Below are 20,109 nucleotides of genomic sequence, written 5' to 3'. Positions count from 1 at the left end.
CTGTGATGACCATGAAAACGGCGCCCATTCTGCCACAGCCAGCCGCCCACCGTCAGCAGCCGTGCCGGGTGCGCCCCAACCGGTTGGGGCAGACCCGGGACGTCCCCGCCGGTACGACAGCCACGCCCGGACAGACGCGAGACTCGACCAGGAGACATCCGCAGACGAGCTGCCATAGAATGGCCCTTTCATGTGAGTACCACGAGGACCGACGCTGCGCATGCCCAGACTCTTCTTTGCCCTGCCCCTGCACCAGCTTGCCCCCGCCCTGATCGACTGGCGCGAACGGCGCCCCTGGCCCGGCCTGTCGGTGCCCGAGCGCAATCTGCATCTGACCCTGGCCTTTCTCGGCGAGGCCGACGAGGCCACCCAGGCCAGGCTGATCGCCGCCGCCGGGCAGCAGCGCTGCCCCCCTTTCAGCGTCCATCTGGATCAGACCGGCTGGTTTCAGCGTGCCAAAGCCGCCTGGGTGGGACCCAGCGAGTGGCCAAACGAGCTGAACGTCCTCGCCAGGGCCCTGCGTCGCCACGGCGAGAAGCTGGGGCTTGGCAACGGGGAACAGGGCTACCGCCCCCATGTCACCCTGTCGCGCAAGGCCGGCGAGGCCCCGGAGGCGCTGCCCGCCCCCGATCTTGTGCTGCAGGCGGAGAGCTTCTGCCTCTACCAGTCCGTCAGCACCCCGCAGGGGGTCAGCTATGAACCCATCGCCTGCTGGCCCCTGCGTGCCCGCATCAAAGAGACCAACAGCGAGGAGCTGACCCCATGATTTTCGATCCCCCTTTGCAATCCGGTCTGCTCATCGCCCGCTACAAGCGCTTCCTGACCGATGTGCAGCTCGACAACGGCGAGGTGATCACCCTCCACTGCGCCAATACCGGTGCCATGACGGGCTGTGCCGATCCGGGCACCCGGGTCTGGTACTCCACCTCAAGCAACCCCAAGCGCAAGCTGGCCCACAGCTGGGAGATAGCCGAGAGTCCGGCGGGTCACTTCATCTGCGTCAACACGGCGCGGGCCAACCAGATCGCCCGGGAGCTGATCGAGCAAGGGGCGCTGGCGCCGCTGGCGGGTTATGCCAGGCTGCGCACCGAGGTGAAATACGGGGAGGAGAACAGCCGCATCGACCTGCTGCTGGAGGATGATCACAGGCCAAGTTGTTACATAGAGGTGAAATCCGTCACCCTGCTCGACGAGCGGGAACAAGCGGGCATGGGCTACTTTCCCGATGCGGTCACCGCCCGTGGCGCCAAGCACTTGCGTGAATTGATGGCCATGAAGGCGGCCGGGCACAGAGCCGTGCTGCTGTTCATGGTGTTGCACTCCGGCATCGCGAGAATGCGCCCTGCAGCCCATATAGATCCGCACTATAGTCAGCTTGTTGAGCAGGCGATGGCGGCAGGGGTTGAAATTTTATGCTATCGCCCCCATGTTGGGGTGCAGGGCATGGTGGCTCAAGATTTTATTCCATTTGAATCTGACCATCTGCTACCCGAGGGCTGAGAATAAATGCTGGAGTGGGTAACATTATTGACAAGGCTTGTTTGCCTCCCGTTGACCCTTCTGCTATAGATACCGCCCTCAATTTATGGATGGCACGGGTAGCGTGCTGAATTAGGAGACAGGGCATGCCAACAGGCGAAAACAGGAAATCTCTGGGCCCCCTGGCCATTGCGGGTGTAGAGCCTTACCAGGTAAAAGCCGGTGAGGAGTACATGAATGACCAACAAAAGGTACATTTTCGCAAGATCCTGGGAGCCTGGCGCAACCAACTGATGCAGGAAGTTGACCGCACCGTCGACCACATGAAGGATGAGGCTGCAAACTTCCCGGATCCGGTCGATCGCGCCGCGCAGGAAGAAGAGTTCGCACTCGAGCTGCGCACCCGCGACCGTGAACGCAAGCTGATCAAGAAGATCGAGAAGACCTTGCTGCTGCTCGAAGAAGACGACTTTGGCTACTGCGAACATTGCGGTATCGAAATCGGTATTCGTCGTCTGGAAGCCCGTCCGACTGCCGACCTCTGTGTCGACTGCAAGACGCTGGCTGAAATCAAGGAAAAACAGATGGCTGGCTGATGCCGCCCATCGACATGGACAAAAAAGGGAGCTCGCAGGCTCCCTTTTTTATTGAGCTTTTCCCACGACCATCCCAGAATGCAGCCTCAATGCATCGTCTACCCGAATTCCCATGGCCATGACCCCCTCCTCCCCTGTCCGACCCCATGTGGGCCGCTTCGCCCCCTCCCCGTCCGGTCCGCTCCACTTCGGTTCCCTAGTCGCCGCCCTCGGCAGCTTCTTGCAGGCGAGATCGCAACAGGGGCGCTGGCTGGTGCGCATCGAGGACATAGATCCGCCGCGGGAGATGGCCGGGGCCAGCGAGCTCATCCTCCAGACCCTGGAGGCCCATGGCCTCGGCTGGGATGGGGAGGTGATGTACCAGAGCCGGCGCCATGGACGCTACGACGAGATCATCGAGGGGCTCTACCGGGCCGGGGATCTCTACTGGTGCCGCTGCACCCGGCGCGAGATCATGGCGGCGGGCGGCTTCTACAACGGCCACTGCCGCACCCTGGGGCTGACCGCAGAGGGGTGCGCCGCCCGCCTGCGCCAGCATCATCCGGTCTACCACTTCGAGGATCAGCTGCAGGGCCATATCGCTGTGCCTGCGGCGCTCGCCGAGGAGGACTTCATCGTGCGCCGCCGGGACGGGCTCTACGCCTACAACCTGGCAGTGGTGGTGGATGACATGGACTGCGGCATCACGGAGATAGTGCGCGGCGCCGATCTGCTGGAGCCCACGGTGCGCCAGATTGCCCTCTACCAGACTCTGGGAGCAGAGGTCCCCGACTGGGTGCACCTGCCGCTGGCGGTGCTGGCGGATGGCAACAAGCTGTCGAAGCAGAACCATGCGCCGGCGCTGGCACAGGATGACGTCAGGCCCGCCCTGTGGCAGGCCCTCGCCTTCCTCGGCCAGTGCCCGCCTCCTTGCTTAAGAGAGAATAGCGTCGACGAGATCATCGCCTGGGGCATTGCCCACTGGCAGCTGGCCCGGGTTCCCCGCCAGCAGAAGATAGTGCTGGGGGCCAGATAGGCAGACCCCAAGAGCAAGAACCGACTGCCGCGTTTTTGATGTCACCGGGTCCGGATCGGGGAAGCAGACCGCAGCGTTTCTCATTTGGTCGGGCCTGAGCTATGATAGGCCGCTATTTTTTGGCCTCCCGTCAATTTGAAGTCATGAAGAGGTGTACCATTTTTTCCCAGATCGCAAACTTTTGCCGCAAGGTGCTCGGCAAGGAAGACGGCGAGCAGTCGATGGAGTCTCCCATTCCAGCCCGTGTCGCCGGTCAACGTCGAACCTTGAGCCGTGACCAGCACCCCATCTCGCGCAAAGAGATCAGCGAGAATGCGCTCAAGGTGCTCTACCGCCTGAACAAGGGAGGCTACGAAGCCTACCTGGTGGGTGGCGGCGTCCGTGACCTGCTGCTCGGGAAAACGCCCAAGGATTTCGACATCGCCACCGATGCGACGCCTGAGCAGATCAAGGCCTTGTTCAGCAACTGCCGCCTGATCGGCCGTCGTTTCCGCCTGGCCCACATCGTCTTTGGTCGTGACGTGATCGAAGTGGCTACCTTCCGTGGTCACCACCATCAGGTCAATACCAGCAAGCACGTATCGGCCCAGTCGGATGAAGGCATGCTGCTGCGCGACAACGTCTACGGCACCATAGAAGAGGATGCCGAACGTCGCGACTTCACCGTCAACGCCCTCTACTACAGCGCCAAGGATTTCACCCTGCACGACTTCGAGGGTGGCATCGAGGATCTTGCCGAGCGCAAGCTGGAGCTGATCGGTGACCCCGAGACCCGCTACCGGGAAGATCCGGTGCGCATGCTGCGCGCCGTGCGCTTCGCCGCCAAGCTGGAGATGACCATAAGCCCGCGCACCGCCGCCCCCATCCGGGAACTGGCGCCCCTGCTGCAGGACATTCCGGCCGCCCGCCTGTTCGAGGAGACCCTCAAGCTGTTCCTGGCCGGTGACGGTCTCGCCACCTACAAGCTGCTGCGGGAATACGGGCTGTTCCAACCCCTGTTCCCCCAGGTCGCCGCCCTGTTCACCCCCAACGGCAACTCCCCCTACGAGCAGTTCATCGAGCTGGCGTTGATGGATACCGATACCCGGGTCCGTGAAGAGAAGCGCGTCACCCCGGCCTTCCTCTATGCCACCCTGCTGTGGGGCGCCGTCGAGGCCCGTGCCCGGGTGCTGGAAAACGAGAGCGGCCTGCCCTGGCACGACGCCTTCATGCTGGCCATCAACGAGGTGCTGGATGCCCAGGTGCGGATCATCGCCGTGCCGCGCCGCTTCACCACGGACGTACGCGACATCTGGGCCCTGCAACAGCGCCTGACCCGTCGCCAGGGTCGTCACCCCGAGCGCGCCATGGAGCATCCGAAGTTCCGCGCAGCCTTTGACTTCCTGCTGCTGCGCAACCGGGTCGAGCGTGGCCTCGGCGAGCTGGCCAGCTGGTGGGAGCGCTATGTGGCCTCCAACCCGGATGTGCGTCCGCAACTGCAACGGGAAGCGACCCGCCGCCCGGCAAGCGGTGAGCGAGCCCCGGCGGCCGAGCCGCGCGGAGACGGTGAGAAACGTGGCAGCAACAGCCGCAACCGCCGTCGCCCCCGTCGTCGCAAGCCGAAAGCGGCAGAATAAAGGCCACCCGATGATCGAGGTCTTCGTTGCCGTCGGATCCAACCTGGGCAATCCCGTCGCCCAGGCCAGACAGGCCGTCGCCGCCCTGGGCAGGCTGCCGGAATCCGCATTGCAACAGGCCTCGCAGCTTTACGGCAGCCGCCCCATGGGCCCTGCGGATCAGCCGGACTACGTCAATGCCGTGGTGCGGCTTCATACCCGGCTCGGCCCCCTGGCTTTGCTGGATCAACTGCAGAAAATCGAGCGGGAACAGGGACGTGTGCGCAAGGACGAGCGTTGGGGTCCAAGAACTCTGGATCTGGATCTGCTGCTGTACGGCGAGCAAGTCATCCAGCATGAACGCCTGATCGTTCCCCACTACGGCATGAAGGAGCGGGAGTTCGTCCTGCTGCCCCTTGCCGAAATCGCCCCCGCCCTGGTGCTGCCCTGCGGCACCCCGCTCACCGAACTGGTTGCCCGCTGCCCACGCAATGGTCTCGAGATCCTTGCCGATGCCACGGGTGAGTAGACGAGTAGGAGCAACGTAATGAGCAAGATCACCATCACCGACCTGCAGAAGATGAAGCAGGACGGACAAAAAATCACCGCCATCACCGCCTATGACGCCACCTTCGCCAAGCTGTTCGACGACGAAGGTGCCCAGGTGCTGCTCATCGGTGATTCCCTGGGCATGGTGCTGCAGGGAGGGGACGACACCCTGGCCGTCAGCATGGATGAGATGGTCTATCACACCCGCTGCGTGGTGCGTGGCGCCAGCAAGGCGCTGGTGGTCACCGACATGCCGTTCATGAGCTATGCCACTCCCGAGCAGACCTACCAGAACGCCGCCAAGCTGATGGCCGCTGGCGCCCGCATGGTGAAGATGGAAGGGGGCGACTGGCTGTGCGAGAGCATTCGCCACCTCACCCGCAACGGTGTGCCTGTCTGTGGTCACCTGGGGCTGACCCCGCAATCCGTCCACGTGTTCGGCGGCTTCAAGGTGCAGGGGCGCGACGAGTTCCACGCCCAGGAGATCTACCGCCAGGCCCTCGAGCTGCAAGCCGCGGGCATCCAGCTGCTGGTGCTCGAATGCGTGCCGGTCGCCCTGGCCGAGCGCATCAGCAAGGCCCTGCGCATCCCTGTCATCGGCATAGGCGCGGGCCCGGCCACCGATGGCCAGATCCTGGTGATGCACGACGCCTTTGGCATCACCTCCGGCTATGTGCCCAAGTTCACCAAGAACTTCCTGGCCGAGACCGGTGACATGCGCGCCGCCATCCGCCTTTATGTGCAGCAGGTGAGCGAGGGTACCTTCCCCGGTCCCGAGCACTGCTTCAACTGATCCTGGCCTCATGAACCGCAACGGGGGCTAGGCCCCCGTTTCGCCTCCCTCTCTGGCCCTTTCAATTCTTGTTTCTTTGACCTATCCGAAGGTGAACTGTTGATGTTGGTTGTGAACAATCCTGCCGCTCTGCGTGAACAGATCGGCCAATGGCGCCGCGAAAGCCGCGCCATCGCATTCGTGCCCACCATGGGCAATCTGCACCAGGGCCATCTCACCCTGGTCGATGAGGCCCGCAGCCACGGCGAGAAGGTGGTGGTCAGCATCTTCGTCAACCCCTTGCAGTTCGACAAGGCCGAGGATCTCGCCAACTATCCCCGCACCCTGGAGCAGGACTGCGCCGCCCTCGAGGCCGCCGGCGTGGATCTGGTGTTCACCCCGACCCCGGAGCTGATGTATCCCCACGGGCTGGCCAGCCAGACCTTCGTCGAGGTGCCGGGTCTCTCCGGCCTGCTGGAAGGGGCGCTGCGCCCGGGGCACTTCCGCGGTGTCAGCACTGTCGTCACCAAGCTGTTCAACCTGGTGCAGCCCGACGTGGCCTGCTTCGGCCAGAAGGATTACCAGCAGCTGGCGCTCATTCGCAAGATGGTAGCCGACATGGCCATGCCGGTCGAGATAGTCGGCGTGCCCACGGTACGGGCCGAGGACGGGCTGGCCCTCTCCTCGCGCAACGGCTACCTGACCGCCGCCGAGCGGGTCCTGGCTCCCGAGCTCGCGCGCACCATGAACTGGATAGCCGAGCAGATTGAGGCGGGGAACCACCACCTGCCCTCCCTGGTGGCCCAGGCCAGCCAGCGTCTCGACAACGCCGGATTCAGGACGGACGCCATCGACATCGTCGACGCCGACACCCTCGAATCGGCCAGCGCCGCCAGCAAGCGGCTGGTGATCCTGATGGCTGCGTATCTGGGCAAGGCTCGCCTCATCGACAACCGCGTTGTCACCCTCATCAGCGCAAGCAACGACTGACAGTCCCGATGGCCGACCCTTATCCCGGCAAGGCCCGCCTTATCGACAATAGTGTCGTCACCCTGCAGGGTTGAGACACGGCAAGGAGACAAAGATGTCCAAGAAGGTTTATTGCATCGCCCAGTTCCTGCCCAAGCCGGGCAAGGAACAGGCCCTGTTCCAGGTCTTGCAGGGGCTGGAGCCCAACACCCTGAGGGAAGACGGCTGCCTGCAGTACAGAGTCACCCGCCACATTGCCAGCCCCTTCGCCGAGGGGGAGAGCTTCCCCATCGTCTTCAACGAGATCTGGCAAGACATGGCCAGCTTCGAGGCCCACTGCCAGCGCGCCGAGATCAAGGCCTTCTTCGAGCGTTACTGTCTGGCCGAAGAGGGGCTGGCGGCCAAGTGGAACGTCTGCGTCTACAGCGACGAGCCGGCGGACTATGACGCCCCTGCCCTCTGAGGCAGATCTCAAGCACATAAAAAGGTGCCCGAGGGCGCCTTTTTGCTGGCCGGCTGCGCCTCAGTGGCGCAGCCCGGTACCCCGGGAAATCAGCCACCAGGCCAGCCCGTAGAGGGCGACGATGAAGCCGATGATGATGAGGTAGGCGGTGCCGAGCGGCACGTCGGAGATGCCGAGGAAGCCGTAGCGGAACGCATTCACCATGTAGATGATGGGGTTCACCTGGGAGACCCCCTGCCAGAACGGCGGCAACAGGCTGATGGAGTAGAAGACCCCTCCCAGATAGGTGAGCGGCGTCAGGATGAAGGTCGGGATGATGCTGATGTCATCGAACGACTTCGCGAACACGGCGTTGATGAGCCCCCCCAGGGAGAACAGGATCGAGGTCAGCAGCACGGTGAAGCAGACGCTGAACAGGTGGTGGACCTGCAGCGGCACGAAGAACAGCGACACCAGGGTGACGATGAGGCCGACACACAGACCCCGTGCCACGCCGCCGCCCACGTAGCCGGCGATGATGATGTAGTTGGGCACTGGCGCCACCAGCAGCTCCTCCACGTTGCGCTGGAACTTGGCGCTGTAGAAGGAGGAGGCGACGTTGGAGTAGGAGTTGGTGATGACCGACATCATGATGAGGCCGGGCACGATGAACTCCATGTAGCTGAAGCCCCCCATGTCGCCGATGCGCGAGCCGATGAGGTTGCCGAAGATGACGAAGTAGAGGCTCATGGTGATGGCCGGCGGCACCAGGGTCTGGATCCAGATCCGGGTAAAGCGGCTCACTTCCTTGGCCAGTATGCTCTTGAAGGCGATGTAATAGGTCATGGGGTTCATGCTTTGCGACCCTCCTCTACCAGGTTGACGAACAGCTCTTCCAGCCGGTTTGCCTTGTTGCGCATGCTCAGCACCTTCACCCCCTGGGCGGAGAGCTGCTCGAACAGGCTGTTGAGGGACTGGCTCTTGTCCAGCTCCACCTCCAGGGTGTGCTCATCCTGCATGCGACCGTTGAATTCGGGCAGGGTCGGCACCTGGCTGCCGGGCACCAGATCCAGCAGGAAGGTCTCGCGGCCCAGCTTGCCGAGCAGGTTCTTCATGCTGGTGTTCTCGATGAGGCGCCCCTTGTCGATGATGCCGATGTTGCGGCACAGCATCTCGGCCTCTTCCAGGTAATGGGTGGTGAGTATGATGGTGACACCCTGCTCGTTCAGATCCTTGAGGAAACTCCACATGGAACGACGGATCTCGATGTCCACCCCGGCGGTCGGCTCATCCAGGATCAGCAGCCTGGGCTCGTGCATCAGGGCGCGGGCTATCATCAACCGGCGCTTCATGCCACCGGAGAGGGTGCGGGCCGCCATGTCGCGCTTGTCCCACAGATCGAGCTGGCGCAGGTACTTCTCGGCGCGCACCTTGGCCTCGGCACTTGGCACGCCGTAGAAACCGGCCTGGTGGGTGACAATCTGGCTCACCTTCTCGAACTGGCTGAAGTTGAACTCCTGGGGCACCAGCCCGAGCTGGGCCTTGGCCAGCTCCAGATCGGTGTCGATGTCGTAACCGAACACCTTGACCTTGCCGGCACTCTTGTTCACCAGCGAACTGATCACGCCGATGGTGGTGGACTTGCCCGCCCCGTTCGGGCCGAGCAGGGCGAAGAAATCCCCCTGCTTGACGGTGAGATCTATGCCCTTGAGGGCTTCGACGCCCCCCTGATAGGTCTTCTTCAGACCGCTGATTTCCAATGCGTTCATTGCAACCCCTGTGATGGATGAGCCCATCTCGAGACAGAAAAGGCGGCTCGAGCGCCGCCTGAAGACAGTCGATGGCGGGCGGCCAAGCTGCCCTGCCACGTCCGAGCCTTGCTTACTCTTGCGGAACTACCTTGCCGATGAAGGGCAGATTACGGTACTTCTGGGCGTAGTCGATGCCACAGCCCACCACGAACTCGTCCGGAATGGCGAAGCCAATCCAGTCCACCGGCACCTGGACCTCACGACGGGACGGCTTGTCCAGCAGGGTGCAGATGGCCAGGGATTTCGGCTCGCGCAGGGAGAGGATCTCGCGCACCTTGTTGAGGGTGTAACCGGTGTCGATGATGTCCTCGACGATCACCACGTCCTTGCCTTTGATGTCATCATCCAGATCCTTGAGGATGCGCACGTCACGGGTGCTGTGCATGCCGGAGCCATAGCTGGAGGCAGTCATAAAGTCCAGGGTGATGGGCAGCTGGCACTGACGGCAGAGATCGGCCAGGAAGACGCAGGAGCCGCGCAAGAGGCCTATCATCACGACTTCATCGGAGCCCTGGTAACGGGCGGTGATCTCTTCACCCAGTTTGGCGATCCGGGCGGCGACCTCGGCCTCGGAGATCATCACCTCGACGTTGTGTTTCATCACATACTCCAATAATGGCCAAAGGGTTATTGGCCGTTCATTAACATCAAAACCGATGATTCTACCACTCCAACCGGAAGGCGTCAGGCATACGTGATGCTTTTATCGGCTTATTTTAATTGATAGAGTTAGCAAGCCTTCGGGCATTATCGGTGACAATACTATAAACACCATAATCAATAACTATTAGATGAAAAAACTATGGAACCACGCGCAGAAATAAGACGTCGGACCCGGCTGTCGCCGGAGGCTCGTCGTGATCAATTGATGGAATGTGCCATCGAGGTATTTTCCCGTCGCGGCATCGGCCGTGCGGGACATGCCGAGATTGCCGAGCAGGCCAAAGTCTCGGTTGCCACCGTGTTCAACTATTTCAACACCCGTGAAGATCTGGTCGATGAAGTGCTGGCAGAGATTGAAGGCTTTGTGCAGCAGATCCTCGAGCAGGCGTATAACGGCCAGGGCTCGGTCAGGGACAGCATCCACCGCCATGTGAAGCTGTTCGTTGACGCCGCCTATGACAAACCGGACCACGCCAGCATCTGGCTGGAATGGAGCTCATCGGTACGGGAAGAGGTCTGGCCCCGTTACACCCGCCTGCTGGACAAGGCGCTGGAGCGCATCGCCCCCCACCTGCAAGCGGCCATGGACAGCGGCGAGATCCAGAGCGTGCTGTCGGCGCAGGATCTGGCCCGCTCCCTGACCGGGTTCGGCTACGTCATGATGCAGATGATCAATCAGCCACAGCGCCCGAGCCGGGAAGAGGTGACCGATTTTCTGTTCAAGTACGTGACGGCCCCCCTCCAGGTGGTCTGATCCTCCCTGCCAATAAAAAGCGGCGCCGGACTGTTCAGGTCGGCGCCGCTTTTGTTTGTCTCTCTTTCGTCTCGCTGACTCAGGACTTGGCATAGCCCCAGCGACTGGTCAGCTCATGCTCGACACCCAGATGATCGAGAATGCGGGCGACCATGAAGTCCACCAGATCCTCGATGCTTTTCGGCTCATGGTAGAACCCCGGTGCGGCAGGCATGATGGTCACCCCGAGCCGCGCCAGTTTCAGCATGTTCTCCAGATGGATCGCGGAGAAGGGGCTCTCGCGGGGCACCAGAATGAGCTGGCCGCGCTCCTTGATCACTACGTCCGCCGCCCGCTCCAGCAGGTTGTCCGAGGTGCCGTTGGCAATGGCTGAGACGGTGCCCATGGAGCAGGGACAGACCACCATCTGTTTAGGCGCCGCCGAGCCGGAGGCCACCGGCGAGAACCACTCCTCCTTGCCGCAGGCGATTATCTGCCCCTCTTTGGCGCCATACTGGCGACAGAGATGGGCCGACAGCTCTTTCGGCGAGCCGGGCCACTCCTGCTGCTGCTCGGTCTTGAGCACCACACGAGCCGCCGATGAGGCGAGCAGGTAGACCCGATAGTCCGCCTGCACCAGACACTGGAGCAGGCGCAGGGCATAGGGGGCGCCGGAGGCGCCGGTCAGCGCCAGGGTGATCTGCTTGTTCATGATGTGCCTTGCCTGAGGCGGGCGATCAGCTTGTCGTGAATGCCGCCGAAGCCGCCGTTGCTCATGATCAGAATATGATCCCCCGCGCGGCTCTCGGCCACCAGGGCGCCGATCAGGGTCTCCAGATCGTCAAACACTTGCGCCGGGCGGCTCATGTGGGCTGTCACCTCGCCGAGATCCCAGCCGATGTTCGCAGGCTGGAAGAAGAACACCTGGTCGGCGCCGTCGAAGCAGCCGGCCAGCTCTTCTTTATGCACCCCGAGCTTCATGGTGTTGGAGCGGGGCTCCAGCACCGCCAGGATGCGGGATTCACCCACCTTGGCGCGCAGGCCGCCGAGGGTGGTCTCGATGGCGGTGGGGTGGTGGGCGAAGTCGTCATAGACGCTGATGCCCGCCACCTCGCCCTTGAGCTCCATCCGCCGCTTGGGGGACTTGAACTGGCAGAGAGCTTTGATCCCGTGCTCCACCATGACACCGGCATGGCGGGCGGCGGCGATGGCCATCAGACCGTTGTTGACGTTGTGTTCGCCGATGCACTCCCAGTGCACCTCCCCCTGCTTGACACCATCCAGCCACACCTCGAAGGCGGAGCCGTCATCGGCCAGCTTGACCGCCTTCCACTTGGCGTCGTCCTGACCCACCAGCTCCACCTCGCTCCAGCAGCCCATCTTGCGCACCGCGGTGAGGTTGTCGTCGGCCTGGGGGAAGAGCACCCGGCCATTGCTCGGCACGGTGCGCATCAGGTGGTGGAACTGACGCTGGATGGCGGCGAGATCCGGGAAGATGTCCGCGTGGTCGAACTCCAGGTTGTTCATCACCAGGGTGCGCGGGTGGTAGTGGACGAACTTGGAGCGCTTGTCGAAGAAGGCGCAGTCATACTCGTCCGCCTCGATGACGAAGAAGGGGGCTGCGCCCAGACGGGCGGAAACCGGGAAGTTGCCCGGTACGCCGCCGATGAGGAAGCCGGGCTCCAGCTTGGCGTACTCCAGCACCCAGGCCAGCATGCTGGCGGTGGTGGTCTTGCCATGGGTGCCCGCCACGGCCAGCACCCAGCGATCCTGAAGCACGTGCTCCAGCAGCCACTGGGGGCCGGAGATGTAGGGCAGATTGCGATCCAGTACATACTCCACGCAAGGGTTGCCACGGCTCATGGCATTGCCGATCACCACCAGATCCGGCGCCGGATCGAGCTGGGACGGGTCATAACCCTCGGTCAGCTCTATGCCTTGCTGCTCGAGCTGGGTGCTCATGGGGGGATAGACGTTGGCATCCGAGCCGGTGACTCGATAGCCCAGCTGTTTTGCCAACACCGCCAGACCACCCATGAAGGTGCCGCAGATCCCGAGAATGTGAATGTGCATACCGCTGCCTTTTCCAGTAAAGGGAGTGCGCATTCTAGGGTCTGTTGACCCGGTGGCACAAGCCGCGACCATGGCCAGAGCGCAGTCAGCCCCGACGAGGCGACAGAAATCGGACGAACTCAGGCGGCGCGATATCCACCAGCGTGCTCCCCTGCCCGCGAAATATGGTCATTTGACGGGACATCGCTATAATGTCGGCCTGCAAACTTGACTCCAACACTCAAAGGAAACGTCATGAGCCTGAACCTGGTACCGGCTGGCAAGAGCCTGCCTGACGACATCTACGTCATCATCGAAATCCCGCAGAATGCCGACCCGATCAAATACGAAGTCGACAAGGACAGCGGTGCCATCTTCGTTGATCGCTTCATGTCCACCCCTATGTTCTACCCGTGCAACTACGGTTACGTGAACGCCACCCTGTCCCTGGACGGGGATCCCGTCGACGTGCTGGTGCCGACTCCCTACCCGCTGCTGGCCGGCTCCGTCATCCGCTGCCGCCCAGTCGGCGTGCTGAAGATGACCGACGAATCTGGCGAAGACGCCAAGATCGTGGCCGTTCCCCACTCCAAGCTGACCAAGCAGTACGATCACATCCAGGATGTGAACGACCTGCCCGAGCTGCTGAAAGCCCAGATCCAGCACTTCTTCGAGCGCTACAAAGAGCTGGAAGCAGGCAAGTGGGTCAAGGTGGAAGGCTGGGGCGACAAGGCCGCCGCCGAAGCCGAAATCCTGACTTCTGCCGAGCGTTACGCTGCCAAGTAAGCGTCTCTCTCGCAAAAAAAAGGCGCCTTATGGCGCCTTTTTTATCGGTCGTTGCGGGGACTGGCCGGGAGGATCCCCCTGGATATAGAGGTCGCGCCCGTTCTGTCGATAGGGGCGGTAATAGTTGTCGCCACAGCGATATTCCCGCCCGGCGCCCCCCACCAGATCGCAGTTGACCGGCAGCACCTCCAGCCACTTGACGGCCTGCTGGAACCGCAACCACTCCTGCCACTCATGTTCCCGTGCTAGCTGATCCCGCAGGGCGAAGGTATCTGCCGTGGACATGCCCTGATTGACGATCACCTGACCCGCCAGTGCCGGCAGAGAGAGCAATATCAGCAAACACATTGAAACAGGCTTCATGGTTATTTCCCGCATGACTTATTTCCCTGATTAAATTTAAAGCTGGATCAGATAATTACCAATATCGTCATCACTAAACCAATCCAAAATCCGTCGGCTCACCTAGTTGTTTAGTATCACTCAAGCAGGATACACACCATGAAACTGGCACAAGGCCTGCTGTGGAGTCTACTCTTCGGCTCCGCGGCTATGGCCAACGAGGTCAACCTGAGCTGGCAGTGGCAATCAGCCGACGGTCAACGCAAGCACCTGCAACTGAGCACGGACGAGCGGGTCCTCTCGGCCAGCCGCCACGAGATGACCCTGCTCGATACCTCCCTCAACTACCCGCTGGAGACCCTCTACTCCTACATCAGCCCCAGGCTCTACAACAGCATCAACCAGATCAACCAGCACAGCCCGGAGACGGCGACCAAGTTTCGCAATCTGGAGCAGGCCTTCACCCTGCATGACAACAGCTTAGAATCCACCCAGTTCTGGCAAGCCTACGAGCAGTATCAGGAAGATGCCTTCTACGAGATGCGGGTGCTGCCCTGCGTGCACCCGGCCAATCGCCAGCTCCCCTGCGTGAGGCCTAACTACTCCCAGCTGTTCTACCAGTTCAAGGGGGACCTCAAGCCCTTGGCCCGGCAGTTCTCGGCCAAGGATCTGGCCACCAGCGTCAACCTGTTGCAGGAGTGGCTGAGCGCCATCCCCACCCCACCCGAGCAGATGGATCACTTCGCCCCTCCCCTGCAGGCCCTGCAGGACAACAAGGCCGACAGCGACGAGAAGGCGCTGCTGATGGCCAGCCTGCTGGCGGAGCTGGCACCGCAATACAACCTCAGCATCATCTATCCGGGCATCAGCATCGGCAGCGTCTCGCCGGCCTGGCTCGCCATCACTGCCGACAGCGGGCTGGAAGGGGACACACTGGTGATAGACAACCAGCGCCACGTGCTGCTGACCGGCTCCCCCCTGCTGGCCCAGCAGATGACCATGGCCCAGATCCCCCTGGTCAGTGAGCCACTCTATTGAGTCCAGCGCCCAAAACATGGGCAACCAGTTGATTTTTATCGACTCCGTGCCATCCTTGCCGCCGTTGTTTGCAGATTCAGGGGCAGATTGATGCTGTGACCTGATCAACTCTCGCGTTTATTTAACACTTTTTAAACAGATCCGATCAGTTTAGGATGTGGGTTGTCCCATTCCCTCGATCCCAAAATCGTTATAACATAACAAAGGAGTGTCATACGGATGAAACATCTCGTACTTACCCTGGCGCTGCTGCCAACCCTGGTTCTGGCCCACAACATCAAGGAGTCGGCCCAGGTGCCGCTGGTCAACATCGGCGACAAGGGTGAGCTTGTGCTGAAGGATAAAGCGATCAGCTATCAGCCCTGGCAAAGCAAGGTACTGACCGGCAAGGTCTTTCTGATCCAGCATATCGCGGGTCGCTCCAGTGCCAAGGAGCTCAACGCCCCCATGATAGAGGCGATCAAGGCGGCCAAGCTGCCCCATGACAAGTACCAGACGGTCACCATCATCAACAGCAATGACGCCATCTGGGGTACCTCCGGCTTTGTGAAGAGCAGCGCCGAAGACAGCAAGAAAGAGTTCCCCTGGTCCGCCATGGTGCTGGATGCCAAGGGCATGGCCCGCAACGCCTGGGATCTGGCACCGGAGAGTTCGGCCATCATAGTGCTGGATAAAGAGGGCAAGGTGCTGTTTGCCAAAGATGGCCAGCTCGATGCCACCGAGATAACCAAGGTGATGGGGCTCATCCAGTCCCATCTCTGAATCAGAGAGAAGGGCGCTGATGGCGCCCTTTCCATAAGGGTCTATGGGTCGTTCCACGTTGACAATCTGGGTGTTGCTGCTGGGCTGGTTGTGGATGCAACCGGCGCTGGCACAGCACCCGCTCGAAGCCGACCTGCCCGAACATAGCCACGCCTGTTCCCTCTGCGCCCTGCATCTGGATGGCAAACTGGCACTGACCCCGTCCCCCTTAGTCCCCACCCCGTCCTCTGCCATAGCGCTGTTTGTCGGCGCCACCCTGCCGACCATCACCACCACCACAACAGGGCATAGCCGCATCAGAGCCCCGCCATACCCTCATTGTTTCTTCCGTTGAATCAGTTTCTTATCAATTTTTCAAAAGGATTAACGATGAAAGCTATCACCCTGTTGCTGGCCGCAGCCGCCTTCGGCGCCCAGGCACATCACGACGAACACGAGAGCCACGGCCACGGTGCCCACGAGCACGGCCACGGCCATCTCAATCTGGTGGTCGACGGCAACCAGCTGATGATCGAGCTGGAGGCACCCGCCGCCGATCTGGTGGGTTTCGAGCACGCCGCCAAGAGCGATGAAGAGAAGGCGCAATACGCCAAGGCGGTGGCCCGGCTCCAGCAGCCTGACGCCCTGTTCCGCCTGGACCCGGCCGCCGGCTGCAAGCTGACCCAGCAGGAGCTGCAAGCCGCCAAAGAGGATCACGACCATGAGCACGATCATGACGATGACCATGACCATGACCATGACAAGGCTGCCAGCGACGAACATGAACACCACCATGACGAAGAAGGTCATGCCGACACTGGTCACGCCGACATGGGCGCCATGTATACCTACACCTGCGCCACTCCGGCCAAGCTCAATGGCCTGGAGGCCACCCTGTTCAGCCTCTACCCGAGCCTGGAGAAGCTGAGCGTGCAGGGCATACTACCCACCGGCCAGACCGCGGCCGAGCTGACCCCGTCCGCCAACAAGCTGAGCTGGTAACGCCATGAAAAACGCCGTGGTTGAGATCCGCGATCTGGCCTTTGCCTGGCCAGGTGGCGAGGCAGTGCTCGATCTGCCCGCCCTCACCATCACCGAGGGGGAACGGGTGTTTATCAAGGGGCCGTCGGGCTCCGGCAAGTCCACCCTGCTCGGCTTGCTGGCCGGGATCCAGACCGCCAACCACGGCACCCTGGAGGTGCTGGGCCAGCCATTGGCCCGGCTCTCCGGCCGTGCCCGTGACCACTTCCGGGCGGCCAATCTGGGGTACATCTTCCAGCAGTTCAATCTGCTGCCGTTTTTATCCGTGCTGGACAACGTCACCGCCGCCCTCACCTTCTCCCCCGAGAAGTGCGCCCGCCTGCAGGGGAGCCCGGAGCAGGAGGCACGCCGCCTGCTAGGGGAGCTGCAGTTGCCGGACGAGGCGCTGCACAGACCCGTCCACGCCCTCAGCATCGGCCAGCAGCAGCGGGTCGCCGCCGCCCGGGCGCTGATCGGCTCGCCCCCCCTGGTGATCGCCGACGAGCCCACCTCGGCCCTGGATACCGACAACAGAGCCGCCTTCATCCGGCTGCTGTTCGAGGAGTGCGACAAGCAGGGGTCGACCCTCGTCTTCGTCAGCCACGACCCCTATCTGGAGCCCCTCTTCCCCCGAGTGGAGAGCCTGCAACTGCTCAACCGGAGGGCCGCATGATGACTGACGCAAACCAGGGCCTCTGCCCGGCCAGCCCCGTCGTGTCGGGTCAATCACAAGCGAAAAAATGGAGGGCATCATGCTGAAGCTCGCCCTGCAAAGTCTCTGGGCCCGTCGCCTCACCGCCGGGCTCACCCTGCTGGCTGTCGCCATCAGCGTCACCCTGCTGCTCGGGGTGGAGCGGGTGCGCACCCAGGCGCGCGAAAGTTTCTCCAACACCGTCTCGGGTACCGATCTCATCGTCGGCGCCCGCTCCGGTCAGGTGAACCTGCTGCTCTACTCGGTGTTTCGCATCGGCAACCCCACCAACAACGTGGGGTGGGACTCCTACCAGGCCATCAAGACAAAGCCAGGCGTCGCCTGGACCATCCCCCTCTCCCTCGGTGACTCCCACAAGGGGTTCAGGGTGCTCGGCACCAACGGCGACTACTTCACCCATCTGAAGTACGGCCAGCAGCAGTCGCTGCAACTGCGCAAGGGACGTCCGTTCGAGACGCCGTTCGAGGCGGTGCTGGGCGCCCAGGTGGCACAGAAGCTGGGCTACAAGCTGGATCAAGCCATCGTCATCGCCCACGGCGCCGGCAACACCTCCTTCAGCCAGCACGACAACATGCCGTTCAAGGTGGTGGGCATTCTGGCACCGACCGGTACCCCCATAGATCGCACCATACATGTGCCGCTGGCGGGCATAGAGGCGATCCACCTGGGCTGGGACACCGGCCGTCACAGCAAGAACGTCACCCCGGAGCAGGCGCTGGCGCTGGATCTCACCCCCAAGACCATCACCGCCTTTATGGTGGGCCTCAGTAATCGCATCTTGGCGTTCCAGCTGCAGCGCAGCATCAACACCTACCCCAGGGAGCCACTGATGGCCATCCTGCCGGGGGCCGCCCTGCAGGAGCTGTGGAGCCTGATGAGCGTGGCGGAGACGGCACTCTCTGTCATCGCCGGTTTCGTGGTGGTGGCGGGCCTCATCGGCATGCTGACCACCCTGCTGGCGGGGCTCAACGAGCGGCGCCGCGAGCTCGCCATATTGAGATCCCTGGGCGCGGGTCCTTCCCACCTCTTCCTGCTGCTGGCGCTGGAGGCGATGGCACTGACCACCCTCGGCATCGCCCTCGGGGTGGCCGCGCTCTATCTCGGTCAGGGGCTTGCCACCCCCTGGCTGCTCAGCCACTATGGCCTGCAAATGAGCCTGGGGCTGCCGAGCGCCTATGAGTGGCAACTGCTGGGGCTGGTCTGGCTGGCGGGCATGGTGATCGGCCTGCTCCCCGCCGCCCGCGCTTACCGCTACAGCCTGAGCGACGGCATGAGCATCCGCGTCTGACCCCGGACGCATACGACCAAGAAAGAAGGACAGATGATGAAGTGGAAGATAGTGGCGCTGCTGGCCGGCCTGCTGGTGCTGCCTGCCATGGCCGCCGATTACAAGACCATCGACTGGGACGTCTTGATCCCGGAGGGGGAGAAGCTGCTGCCACCGCCCCAGGTCAATCACGAAGATCCCATGTCGGTGCCGCAGCCGGTGGGCGGGGTGAACAAGAAGCTGGACAACCAGGAGGTGCGGATCCCCGGCTTCGTGGTGCCGCTAGAGGGGGATGCCAAGACCATCACCGCCTTCCTGCTGGTGCCCTACTTCGGCGCCTGCATCCACGTGCCGCCGCCCCCCACCAACCAGGTGATCTACGTGAGCTACCCCAAGGGGGCACCGGTGGACGATCTCTGGGACGCCATCTGGGTCAAGGGCAAGATGCACACCGTCAGCTCCAGCCACGAGATGGCGACCGCCTCCTACTCCATGGATGCGGTCGAGGTCAGCGTCTACGAAGAGTAAGCCACACCGATGGCCTCCTGCGGGAGGCCATTTTTTTATCCTGAGCCCGGTGCGCCGTCCCCGCCTGAGGGATTGTTCATGGGCCCGGTTGGAGTAACATTCAACACCAGACCCTGCGATCACGGAGCCAGCATGGCCGACCTGCCCCCCAAGAAAGAGAGTGCCATCCTGAGCAGCCAGGAGCAGACCCTGCGCCTGGCCCGCAGCCGTGGCATAGACGGCATGCTGACCCGCAACAGCGACAGCACCTTCGAACAGCGCGCCACCTTCCGCCATCTGGCGGATCAGGCTGCCCGCCAGCGCAATCTGGAGGCCATCATGGTGATGGCAGCCCGCCACTGTGAAGAGACGGCGGCCGGTGGCGAGATGGACAGCGACTGGCTGACCCGCTTCCTGCAACTGGCCGAAGACATCAGCATGGTGCCCATGCAGCAGCTGTGGGGGCGGATCTTCGCCCTGGAGGTGGCGACCCCGGGCCGCTTCTCCATCCGGGCCCTCAACACCCTCAAGGAGATGACCCAGCGCGAAGCCCAGCTGTTCCAGCGCATCTGCGCCCTCTCCTGCCACTATGAGGGCAGCGACGAGCAGCGCCTGCTGCTGGGCATGCACAAGGGGGCTGGCCTGCTCAGCCGCGCCAAGGTCACCCGCATGGGGCTTGGCAAATACCGGGTCCCCTACAGCGCCCTGCTGCTGCTGTGCGATCTCGGCCTGCTGCACCGCGGCGAATTGGAATCCGGTCCCCTGCCTGCGGACGGGGTCGAGCTGGCCTTCGGCAATCAGCGCTGGCGCCTGCGCCAGCGCCAGAGCAACCTCACCCTGCTCTATTACCGCCTCACCCCCATCGGCAACGAGCTTGCCCTGCTGCTGGAAGAGCCGCCCCTGGAGGAGTACCTGCTGGACTTGAAGACCCTGCTCTCCACCCACCTGCAGATAGAGACCCAGGTGCCGGCCCCGGTCGACGAGCCTGATCTTCCCAGCTGATCCCGGCGGGGCGCCCCT

Annotated in this window: 25 protein-coding genes; 19 read left to right on the top strand and 6 right to left on the bottom strand. The window is 62.5% G+C overall.

The window, feature by feature from the left end:
• Nucleotides 1-220: 220 nt before the first annotated feature.
• The 9 genes from thpR to AC1IN8_RS13820 all read left to right on the top strand — a co-directional run bounded on the left by thpR (nucleotide 221) and on the right by AC1IN8_RS13820 (nucleotide 7,438).
• Entirely contained in the window at nucleotides 221-766 is a 546-nt protein-coding gene (gene thpR, locus AC1IN8_RS13860) for an RNA 2',3'-cyclic phosphodiesterase (protein ID WP_479759194.1), read from the top strand.
• Nucleotides 763-1,500 (top strand): DNA/RNA nuclease SfsA, encoded by a 738-nt coding sequence (gene sfsA / locus AC1IN8_RS13855; RefSeq protein ID WP_139434071.1) that lies wholly within the window; start codon nucleotides 763-765, stop codon nucleotides 1,498-1,500. The genes thpR and sfsA overlap by 4 nt, the downstream gene beginning before the upstream one ends.
• 125 nt (nucleotides 1,501-1,625) lie before the next feature.
• Nucleotides 1,626-2,075 carry an RNA polymerase-binding protein DksA gene (gene dksA, locus AC1IN8_RS13850; RefSeq protein ID WP_005329052.1) on the top strand — a complete coding sequence of 150 codons (450 nt, stop codon included), beginning with the start codon at nucleotides 1,626-1,628 and terminating at the stop codon, nucleotides 2,073-2,075.
• A 112-nt stretch (nucleotides 2,076-2,187) separates the two neighbouring features.
• Entirely contained in the window at nucleotides 2,188-3,090 is a 903-nt protein-coding gene (gluQRS, locus tag AC1IN8_RS13845; RefSeq protein WP_479759192.1) for a tRNA glutamyl-Q(34) synthetase GluQRS, read from the top strand.
• Nucleotides 3,091-3,233: 143 nt separating this feature from the next.
• Nucleotides 3,234-4,706, top strand: coding sequence for a polynucleotide adenylyltransferase PcnB (pcnB, locus tag AC1IN8_RS13840; RefSeq protein WP_162519105.1), 1,473 nt, complete (start codon nucleotides 3,234-3,236; stop codon nucleotides 4,704-4,706).
• Between the two features lie 10 nt (nucleotides 4,707-4,716).
• On the top strand, nucleotides 4,717-5,214 hold the full coding sequence (gene folK / locus AC1IN8_RS13835; protein ID WP_247625581.1) for a 2-amino-4-hydroxy-6-hydroxymethyldihydropteridine diphosphokinase: 498 nt from the start codon (nucleotides 4,717-4,719) through the stop codon (nucleotides 5,212-5,214).
• Nucleotides 5,215-5,232: 18 nt separating this feature from the next.
• Nucleotides 5,233-6,027, top strand: a complete 795-nt coding sequence (gene panB, locus AC1IN8_RS13830) for a 3-methyl-2-oxobutanoate hydroxymethyltransferase (protein WP_319914128.1) — start codon at nucleotides 5,233-5,235, stop codon at nucleotides 6,025-6,027.
• Between the two features lie 102 nt (nucleotides 6,028-6,129).
• A complete protein-coding gene (panC, locus tag AC1IN8_RS13825; RefSeq protein ID WP_479759189.1) occupies nucleotides 6,130-6,996 on the top strand; it encodes a pantoate--beta-alanine ligase in 867 nt (288 codons plus the stop codon).
• A 94-nt stretch (nucleotides 6,997-7,090) separates the two neighbouring features.
• Complete coding sequence (locus AC1IN8_RS13820) at nucleotides 7,091-7,438, top strand: putative quinol monooxygenase (RefSeq protein WP_139434066.1); 348 nt, start codon at nucleotides 7,091-7,093, stop codon at nucleotides 7,436-7,438.
• 60 nt (nucleotides 7,439-7,498) lie between these two features.
• Here the strand turns inward: AC1IN8_RS13820 and AC1IN8_RS13815 are convergent, their stop codons facing one another.
• From AC1IN8_RS13815 to hpt, 3 genes are all read right to left on the bottom strand, one after another.
• The gene (locus AC1IN8_RS13815) at nucleotides 7,499-8,272 is read right to left on the bottom strand and encodes an ABC transporter permease (RefSeq protein WP_025328198.1); all 774 of its coding nucleotides are present in this window, start codon (nucleotides 8,270-8,272) and stop codon (nucleotides 7,499-7,501) included.
• Complete coding sequence (locus AC1IN8_RS13810) at nucleotides 8,269-9,186, bottom strand: ABC transporter ATP-binding protein (protein WP_139434064.1); 918 nt, start codon at nucleotides 9,184-9,186, stop codon at nucleotides 8,269-8,271. The genes AC1IN8_RS13815 and AC1IN8_RS13810 overlap by 4 nt, the downstream gene beginning before the upstream one ends.
• Nucleotides 9,187-9,298: 112 nt before the next feature.
• Nucleotides 9,299-9,829, bottom strand: coding sequence for a hypoxanthine phosphoribosyltransferase (gene hpt, locus AC1IN8_RS13805; RefSeq protein ID WP_041205063.1), 531 nt, complete (start codon nucleotides 9,827-9,829; stop codon nucleotides 9,299-9,301).
• A 201-nt stretch (nucleotides 9,830-10,030) separates the two neighbouring features.
• Here hpt and AC1IN8_RS13800 point away from each other — a divergent pair, with 201 nt between their 5' ends.
• Nucleotides 10,031-10,645 (top strand): TetR/AcrR family transcriptional regulator, encoded by a 615-nt coding sequence (locus AC1IN8_RS13800; protein ID WP_025328201.1) that lies wholly within the window; start codon nucleotides 10,031-10,033, stop codon nucleotides 10,643-10,645.
• A gap of 79 nt (nucleotides 10,646-10,724) precedes the next feature.
• Here the strand turns inward: AC1IN8_RS13800 and AC1IN8_RS13795 are convergent, their stop codons facing one another.
• Together AC1IN8_RS13795 and mpl are read right to left on the bottom strand one after the other, a co-directional pair.
• The gene (locus AC1IN8_RS13795) at nucleotides 10,725-11,336 is read right to left on the bottom strand and encodes a flavin prenyltransferase UbiX (protein ID WP_429108644.1); all 612 of its coding nucleotides are present in this window, start codon (nucleotides 11,334-11,336) and stop codon (nucleotides 10,725-10,727) included.
• The gene (mpl, locus tag AC1IN8_RS13790) at nucleotides 11,333-12,697 is read right to left on the bottom strand and encodes a UDP-N-acetylmuramate:L-alanyl-gamma-D-glutamyl-meso-diaminopimelate ligase (protein ID WP_479759187.1); all 1,365 of its coding nucleotides are present in this window, start codon (nucleotides 12,695-12,697) and stop codon (nucleotides 11,333-11,335) included. Before mpl ends, AC1IN8_RS13795 begins: the two co-directional genes overlap by 4 nt.
• A gap of 234 nt (nucleotides 12,698-12,931) precedes the next feature.
• Here mpl and ppa point away from each other — a divergent pair, with 234 nt between their 5' ends.
• Entirely contained in the window at nucleotides 12,932-13,462 is a 531-nt protein-coding gene (gene ppa, locus AC1IN8_RS13785; protein ID WP_005329022.1) for an inorganic diphosphatase, read from the top strand.
• A gap of 27 nt (nucleotides 13,463-13,489) precedes the next feature.
• Here the strand turns inward: ppa and AC1IN8_RS13780 are convergent, their stop codons facing one another.
• Nucleotides 13,490-13,840, bottom strand: coding sequence for a hypothetical protein (locus AC1IN8_RS13780; RefSeq protein ID WP_193558717.1), 351 nt, complete (start codon nucleotides 13,838-13,840; stop codon nucleotides 13,490-13,492).
• A 123-nt stretch (nucleotides 13,841-13,963) separates the two neighbouring features.
• Between AC1IN8_RS13780 and AC1IN8_RS13775 the strand changes: the two genes are divergently transcribed.
• The 8 genes from AC1IN8_RS13775 to AC1IN8_RS13740 all read left to right on the top strand — a co-directional run bounded on the left by AC1IN8_RS13775 (nucleotide 13,964) and on the right by AC1IN8_RS13740 (nucleotide 20,091).
• Nucleotides 13,964-14,842 carry a hypothetical protein gene (locus AC1IN8_RS13775; protein ID WP_139434060.1) on the top strand — a complete coding sequence of 293 codons (879 nt, stop codon included), beginning with the start codon at nucleotides 13,964-13,966 and terminating at the stop codon, nucleotides 14,840-14,842.
• Nucleotides 14,843-15,061: 219 nt separating this feature from the next.
• Nucleotides 15,062-15,604 carry a YtfJ family protein gene (locus tag AC1IN8_RS13770; RefSeq protein WP_139434059.1) on the top strand — a complete coding sequence of 181 codons (543 nt, stop codon included), beginning with the start codon at nucleotides 15,062-15,064 and terminating at the stop codon, nucleotides 15,602-15,604.
• 43 nt (nucleotides 15,605-15,647) lie between these two features.
• A complete protein-coding gene (locus AC1IN8_RS13765) occupies nucleotides 15,648-15,938 on the top strand; it encodes a hypothetical protein (RefSeq protein ID WP_479759184.1) in 291 nt (96 codons plus the stop codon).
• Between the two features lie 35 nt (nucleotides 15,939-15,973).
• On the top strand, nucleotides 15,974-16,585 hold the full coding sequence (locus tag AC1IN8_RS13760; RefSeq protein WP_479759182.1) for a DUF2796 domain-containing protein: 612 nt from the start codon (nucleotides 15,974-15,976) through the stop codon (nucleotides 16,583-16,585).
• Between the two features lie 4 nt (nucleotides 16,586-16,589).
• Nucleotides 16,590-17,276: an ABC transporter ATP-binding protein gene (locus tag AC1IN8_RS13755; protein WP_479759180.1), complete on the top strand. Its 687-nt coding sequence runs from the start codon at nucleotides 16,590-16,592 to the stop codon at nucleotides 17,274-17,276.
• Nucleotides 17,277-17,355: 79 nt separating this feature from the next.
• Nucleotides 17,356-18,603: an ABC transporter permease gene (locus tag AC1IN8_RS13750; protein ID WP_479759178.1), complete on the top strand. Its 1,248-nt coding sequence runs from the start codon at nucleotides 17,356-17,358 to the stop codon at nucleotides 18,601-18,603.
• Nucleotides 18,604-18,636: 33 nt separating this feature from the next.
• Nucleotides 18,637-19,110 (top strand): DUF3299 domain-containing protein, encoded by a 474-nt coding sequence (locus AC1IN8_RS13745; protein WP_139434054.1) that lies wholly within the window; start codon nucleotides 18,637-18,639, stop codon nucleotides 19,108-19,110.
• Between the two features lie 132 nt (nucleotides 19,111-19,242).
• Complete coding sequence (locus AC1IN8_RS13740) at nucleotides 19,243-20,091, top strand: TIGR03899 family protein (protein WP_479759176.1); 849 nt, start codon at nucleotides 19,243-19,245, stop codon at nucleotides 20,089-20,091.
• The last annotated feature ends 18 nt before the right edge of the window (nucleotides 20,092-20,109 follow it).

The organism is Aeromonas sp. 130281 (assembly GCF_056642115.1).
This window is presented reverse-complemented; position numbering and strand designations above follow the sequence as displayed.

What these genes read in the sequence shown, in the direction of transcription:
- thpR (WP_479759194.1), top strand. Translation starts at nt 221, where the DNA reads ATGCCCAGACTCTTCTTTGCCCTGCCCCTGCACCAGCTTGCCCCCGCC.
- sfsA (WP_139434071.1), top strand. Translation starts at nt 763, where the DNA reads ATGATTTTCGATCCCCCTTTGCAATCCGGTCTGCTCATCGCCCGCTAC.
- dksA (WP_005329052.1), top strand. Translation starts at nt 1,626, where the DNA reads ATGCCAACAGGCGAAAACAGGAAATCTCTGGGCCCCCTGGCCATTGCG.
- gluQRS (WP_479759192.1), top strand. Translation starts at nt 2,188, where the DNA reads ATGGCCATGACCCCCTCCTCCCCTGTCCGACCCCATGTGGGCCGCTTC.
- pcnB (WP_162519105.1), top strand. Translation starts at nt 3,234, where the DNA reads ATGAAGAGGTGTACCATTTTTTCCCAGATCGCAAACTTTTGCCGCAAG.
- folK (WP_247625581.1), top strand. Translation starts at nt 4,717, where the DNA reads ATGATCGAGGTCTTCGTTGCCGTCGGATCCAACCTGGGCAATCCCGTC.
- panB (WP_319914128.1), top strand. Translation starts at nt 5,233, where the DNA reads ATGAGCAAGATCACCATCACCGACCTGCAGAAGATGAAGCAGGACGGA.
- panC (WP_479759189.1), top strand. Translation starts at nt 6,130, where the DNA reads ATGTTGGTTGTGAACAATCCTGCCGCTCTGCGTGAACAGATCGGCCAA.
- AC1IN8_RS13820 (WP_139434066.1), top strand. Translation starts at nt 7,091, where the DNA reads ATGTCCAAGAAGGTTTATTGCATCGCCCAGTTCCTGCCCAAGCCGGGC.
- AC1IN8_RS13815 (WP_025328198.1), bottom strand. Translation starts at nt 8,272, where the DNA reads ATGAACCCCATGACCTATTACATCGCCTTCAAGAGCATACTGGCCAAG.
- AC1IN8_RS13810 (WP_139434064.1), bottom strand. Translation starts at nt 9,186, where the DNA reads ATGAACGCATTGGAAATCAGCGGTCTGAAGAAGACCTATCAGGGGGGC.
- hpt (WP_041205063.1), bottom strand. Translation starts at nt 9,829, where the DNA reads ATGAAACACAACGTCGAGGTGATGATCTCCGAGGCCGAGGTCGCCGCC.
- AC1IN8_RS13800 (WP_025328201.1), top strand. Translation starts at nt 10,031, where the DNA reads ATGGAACCACGCGCAGAAATAAGACGTCGGACCCGGCTGTCGCCGGAG.
- AC1IN8_RS13795 (WP_429108644.1), bottom strand. Translation starts at nt 11,336, where the DNA reads ATGAACAAGCAGATCACCCTGGCGCTGACCGGCGCCTCCGGCGCCCCC.
- mpl (WP_479759187.1), bottom strand. Translation starts at nt 12,697, where the DNA reads ATGCACATTCACATTCTCGGGATCTGCGGCACCTTCATGGGTGGTCTG.
- ppa (WP_005329022.1), top strand. Translation starts at nt 12,932, where the DNA reads ATGAGCCTGAACCTGGTACCGGCTGGCAAGAGCCTGCCTGACGACATC.
- AC1IN8_RS13780 (WP_193558717.1), bottom strand. Translation starts at nt 13,840, where the DNA reads ATGCGGGAAATAACCATGAAGCCTGTTTCAATGTGTTTGCTGATATTG.
- AC1IN8_RS13775 (WP_139434060.1), top strand. Translation starts at nt 13,964, where the DNA reads ATGAAACTGGCACAAGGCCTGCTGTGGAGTCTACTCTTCGGCTCCGCG.
- AC1IN8_RS13770 (WP_139434059.1), top strand. Translation starts at nt 15,062, where the DNA reads ATGAAACATCTCGTACTTACCCTGGCGCTGCTGCCAACCCTGGTTCTG.
- AC1IN8_RS13765 (WP_479759184.1), top strand. Translation starts at nt 15,648, where the DNA reads ATGGGTCGTTCCACGTTGACAATCTGGGTGTTGCTGCTGGGCTGGTTG.
- AC1IN8_RS13760 (WP_479759182.1), top strand. Translation starts at nt 15,974, where the DNA reads ATGAAAGCTATCACCCTGTTGCTGGCCGCAGCCGCCTTCGGCGCCCAG.
- AC1IN8_RS13755 (WP_479759180.1), top strand. Translation starts at nt 16,590, where the DNA reads ATGAAAAACGCCGTGGTTGAGATCCGCGATCTGGCCTTTGCCTGGCCA.
- AC1IN8_RS13750 (WP_479759178.1), top strand. Translation starts at nt 17,356, where the DNA reads ATGCTGAAGCTCGCCCTGCAAAGTCTCTGGGCCCGTCGCCTCACCGCC.
- AC1IN8_RS13745 (WP_139434054.1), top strand. Translation starts at nt 18,637, where the DNA reads ATGATGAAGTGGAAGATAGTGGCGCTGCTGGCCGGCCTGCTGGTGCTG.
- AC1IN8_RS13740 (WP_479759176.1), top strand. Translation starts at nt 19,243, where the DNA reads ATGGCCGACCTGCCCCCCAAGAAAGAGAGTGCCATCCTGAGCAGCCAG.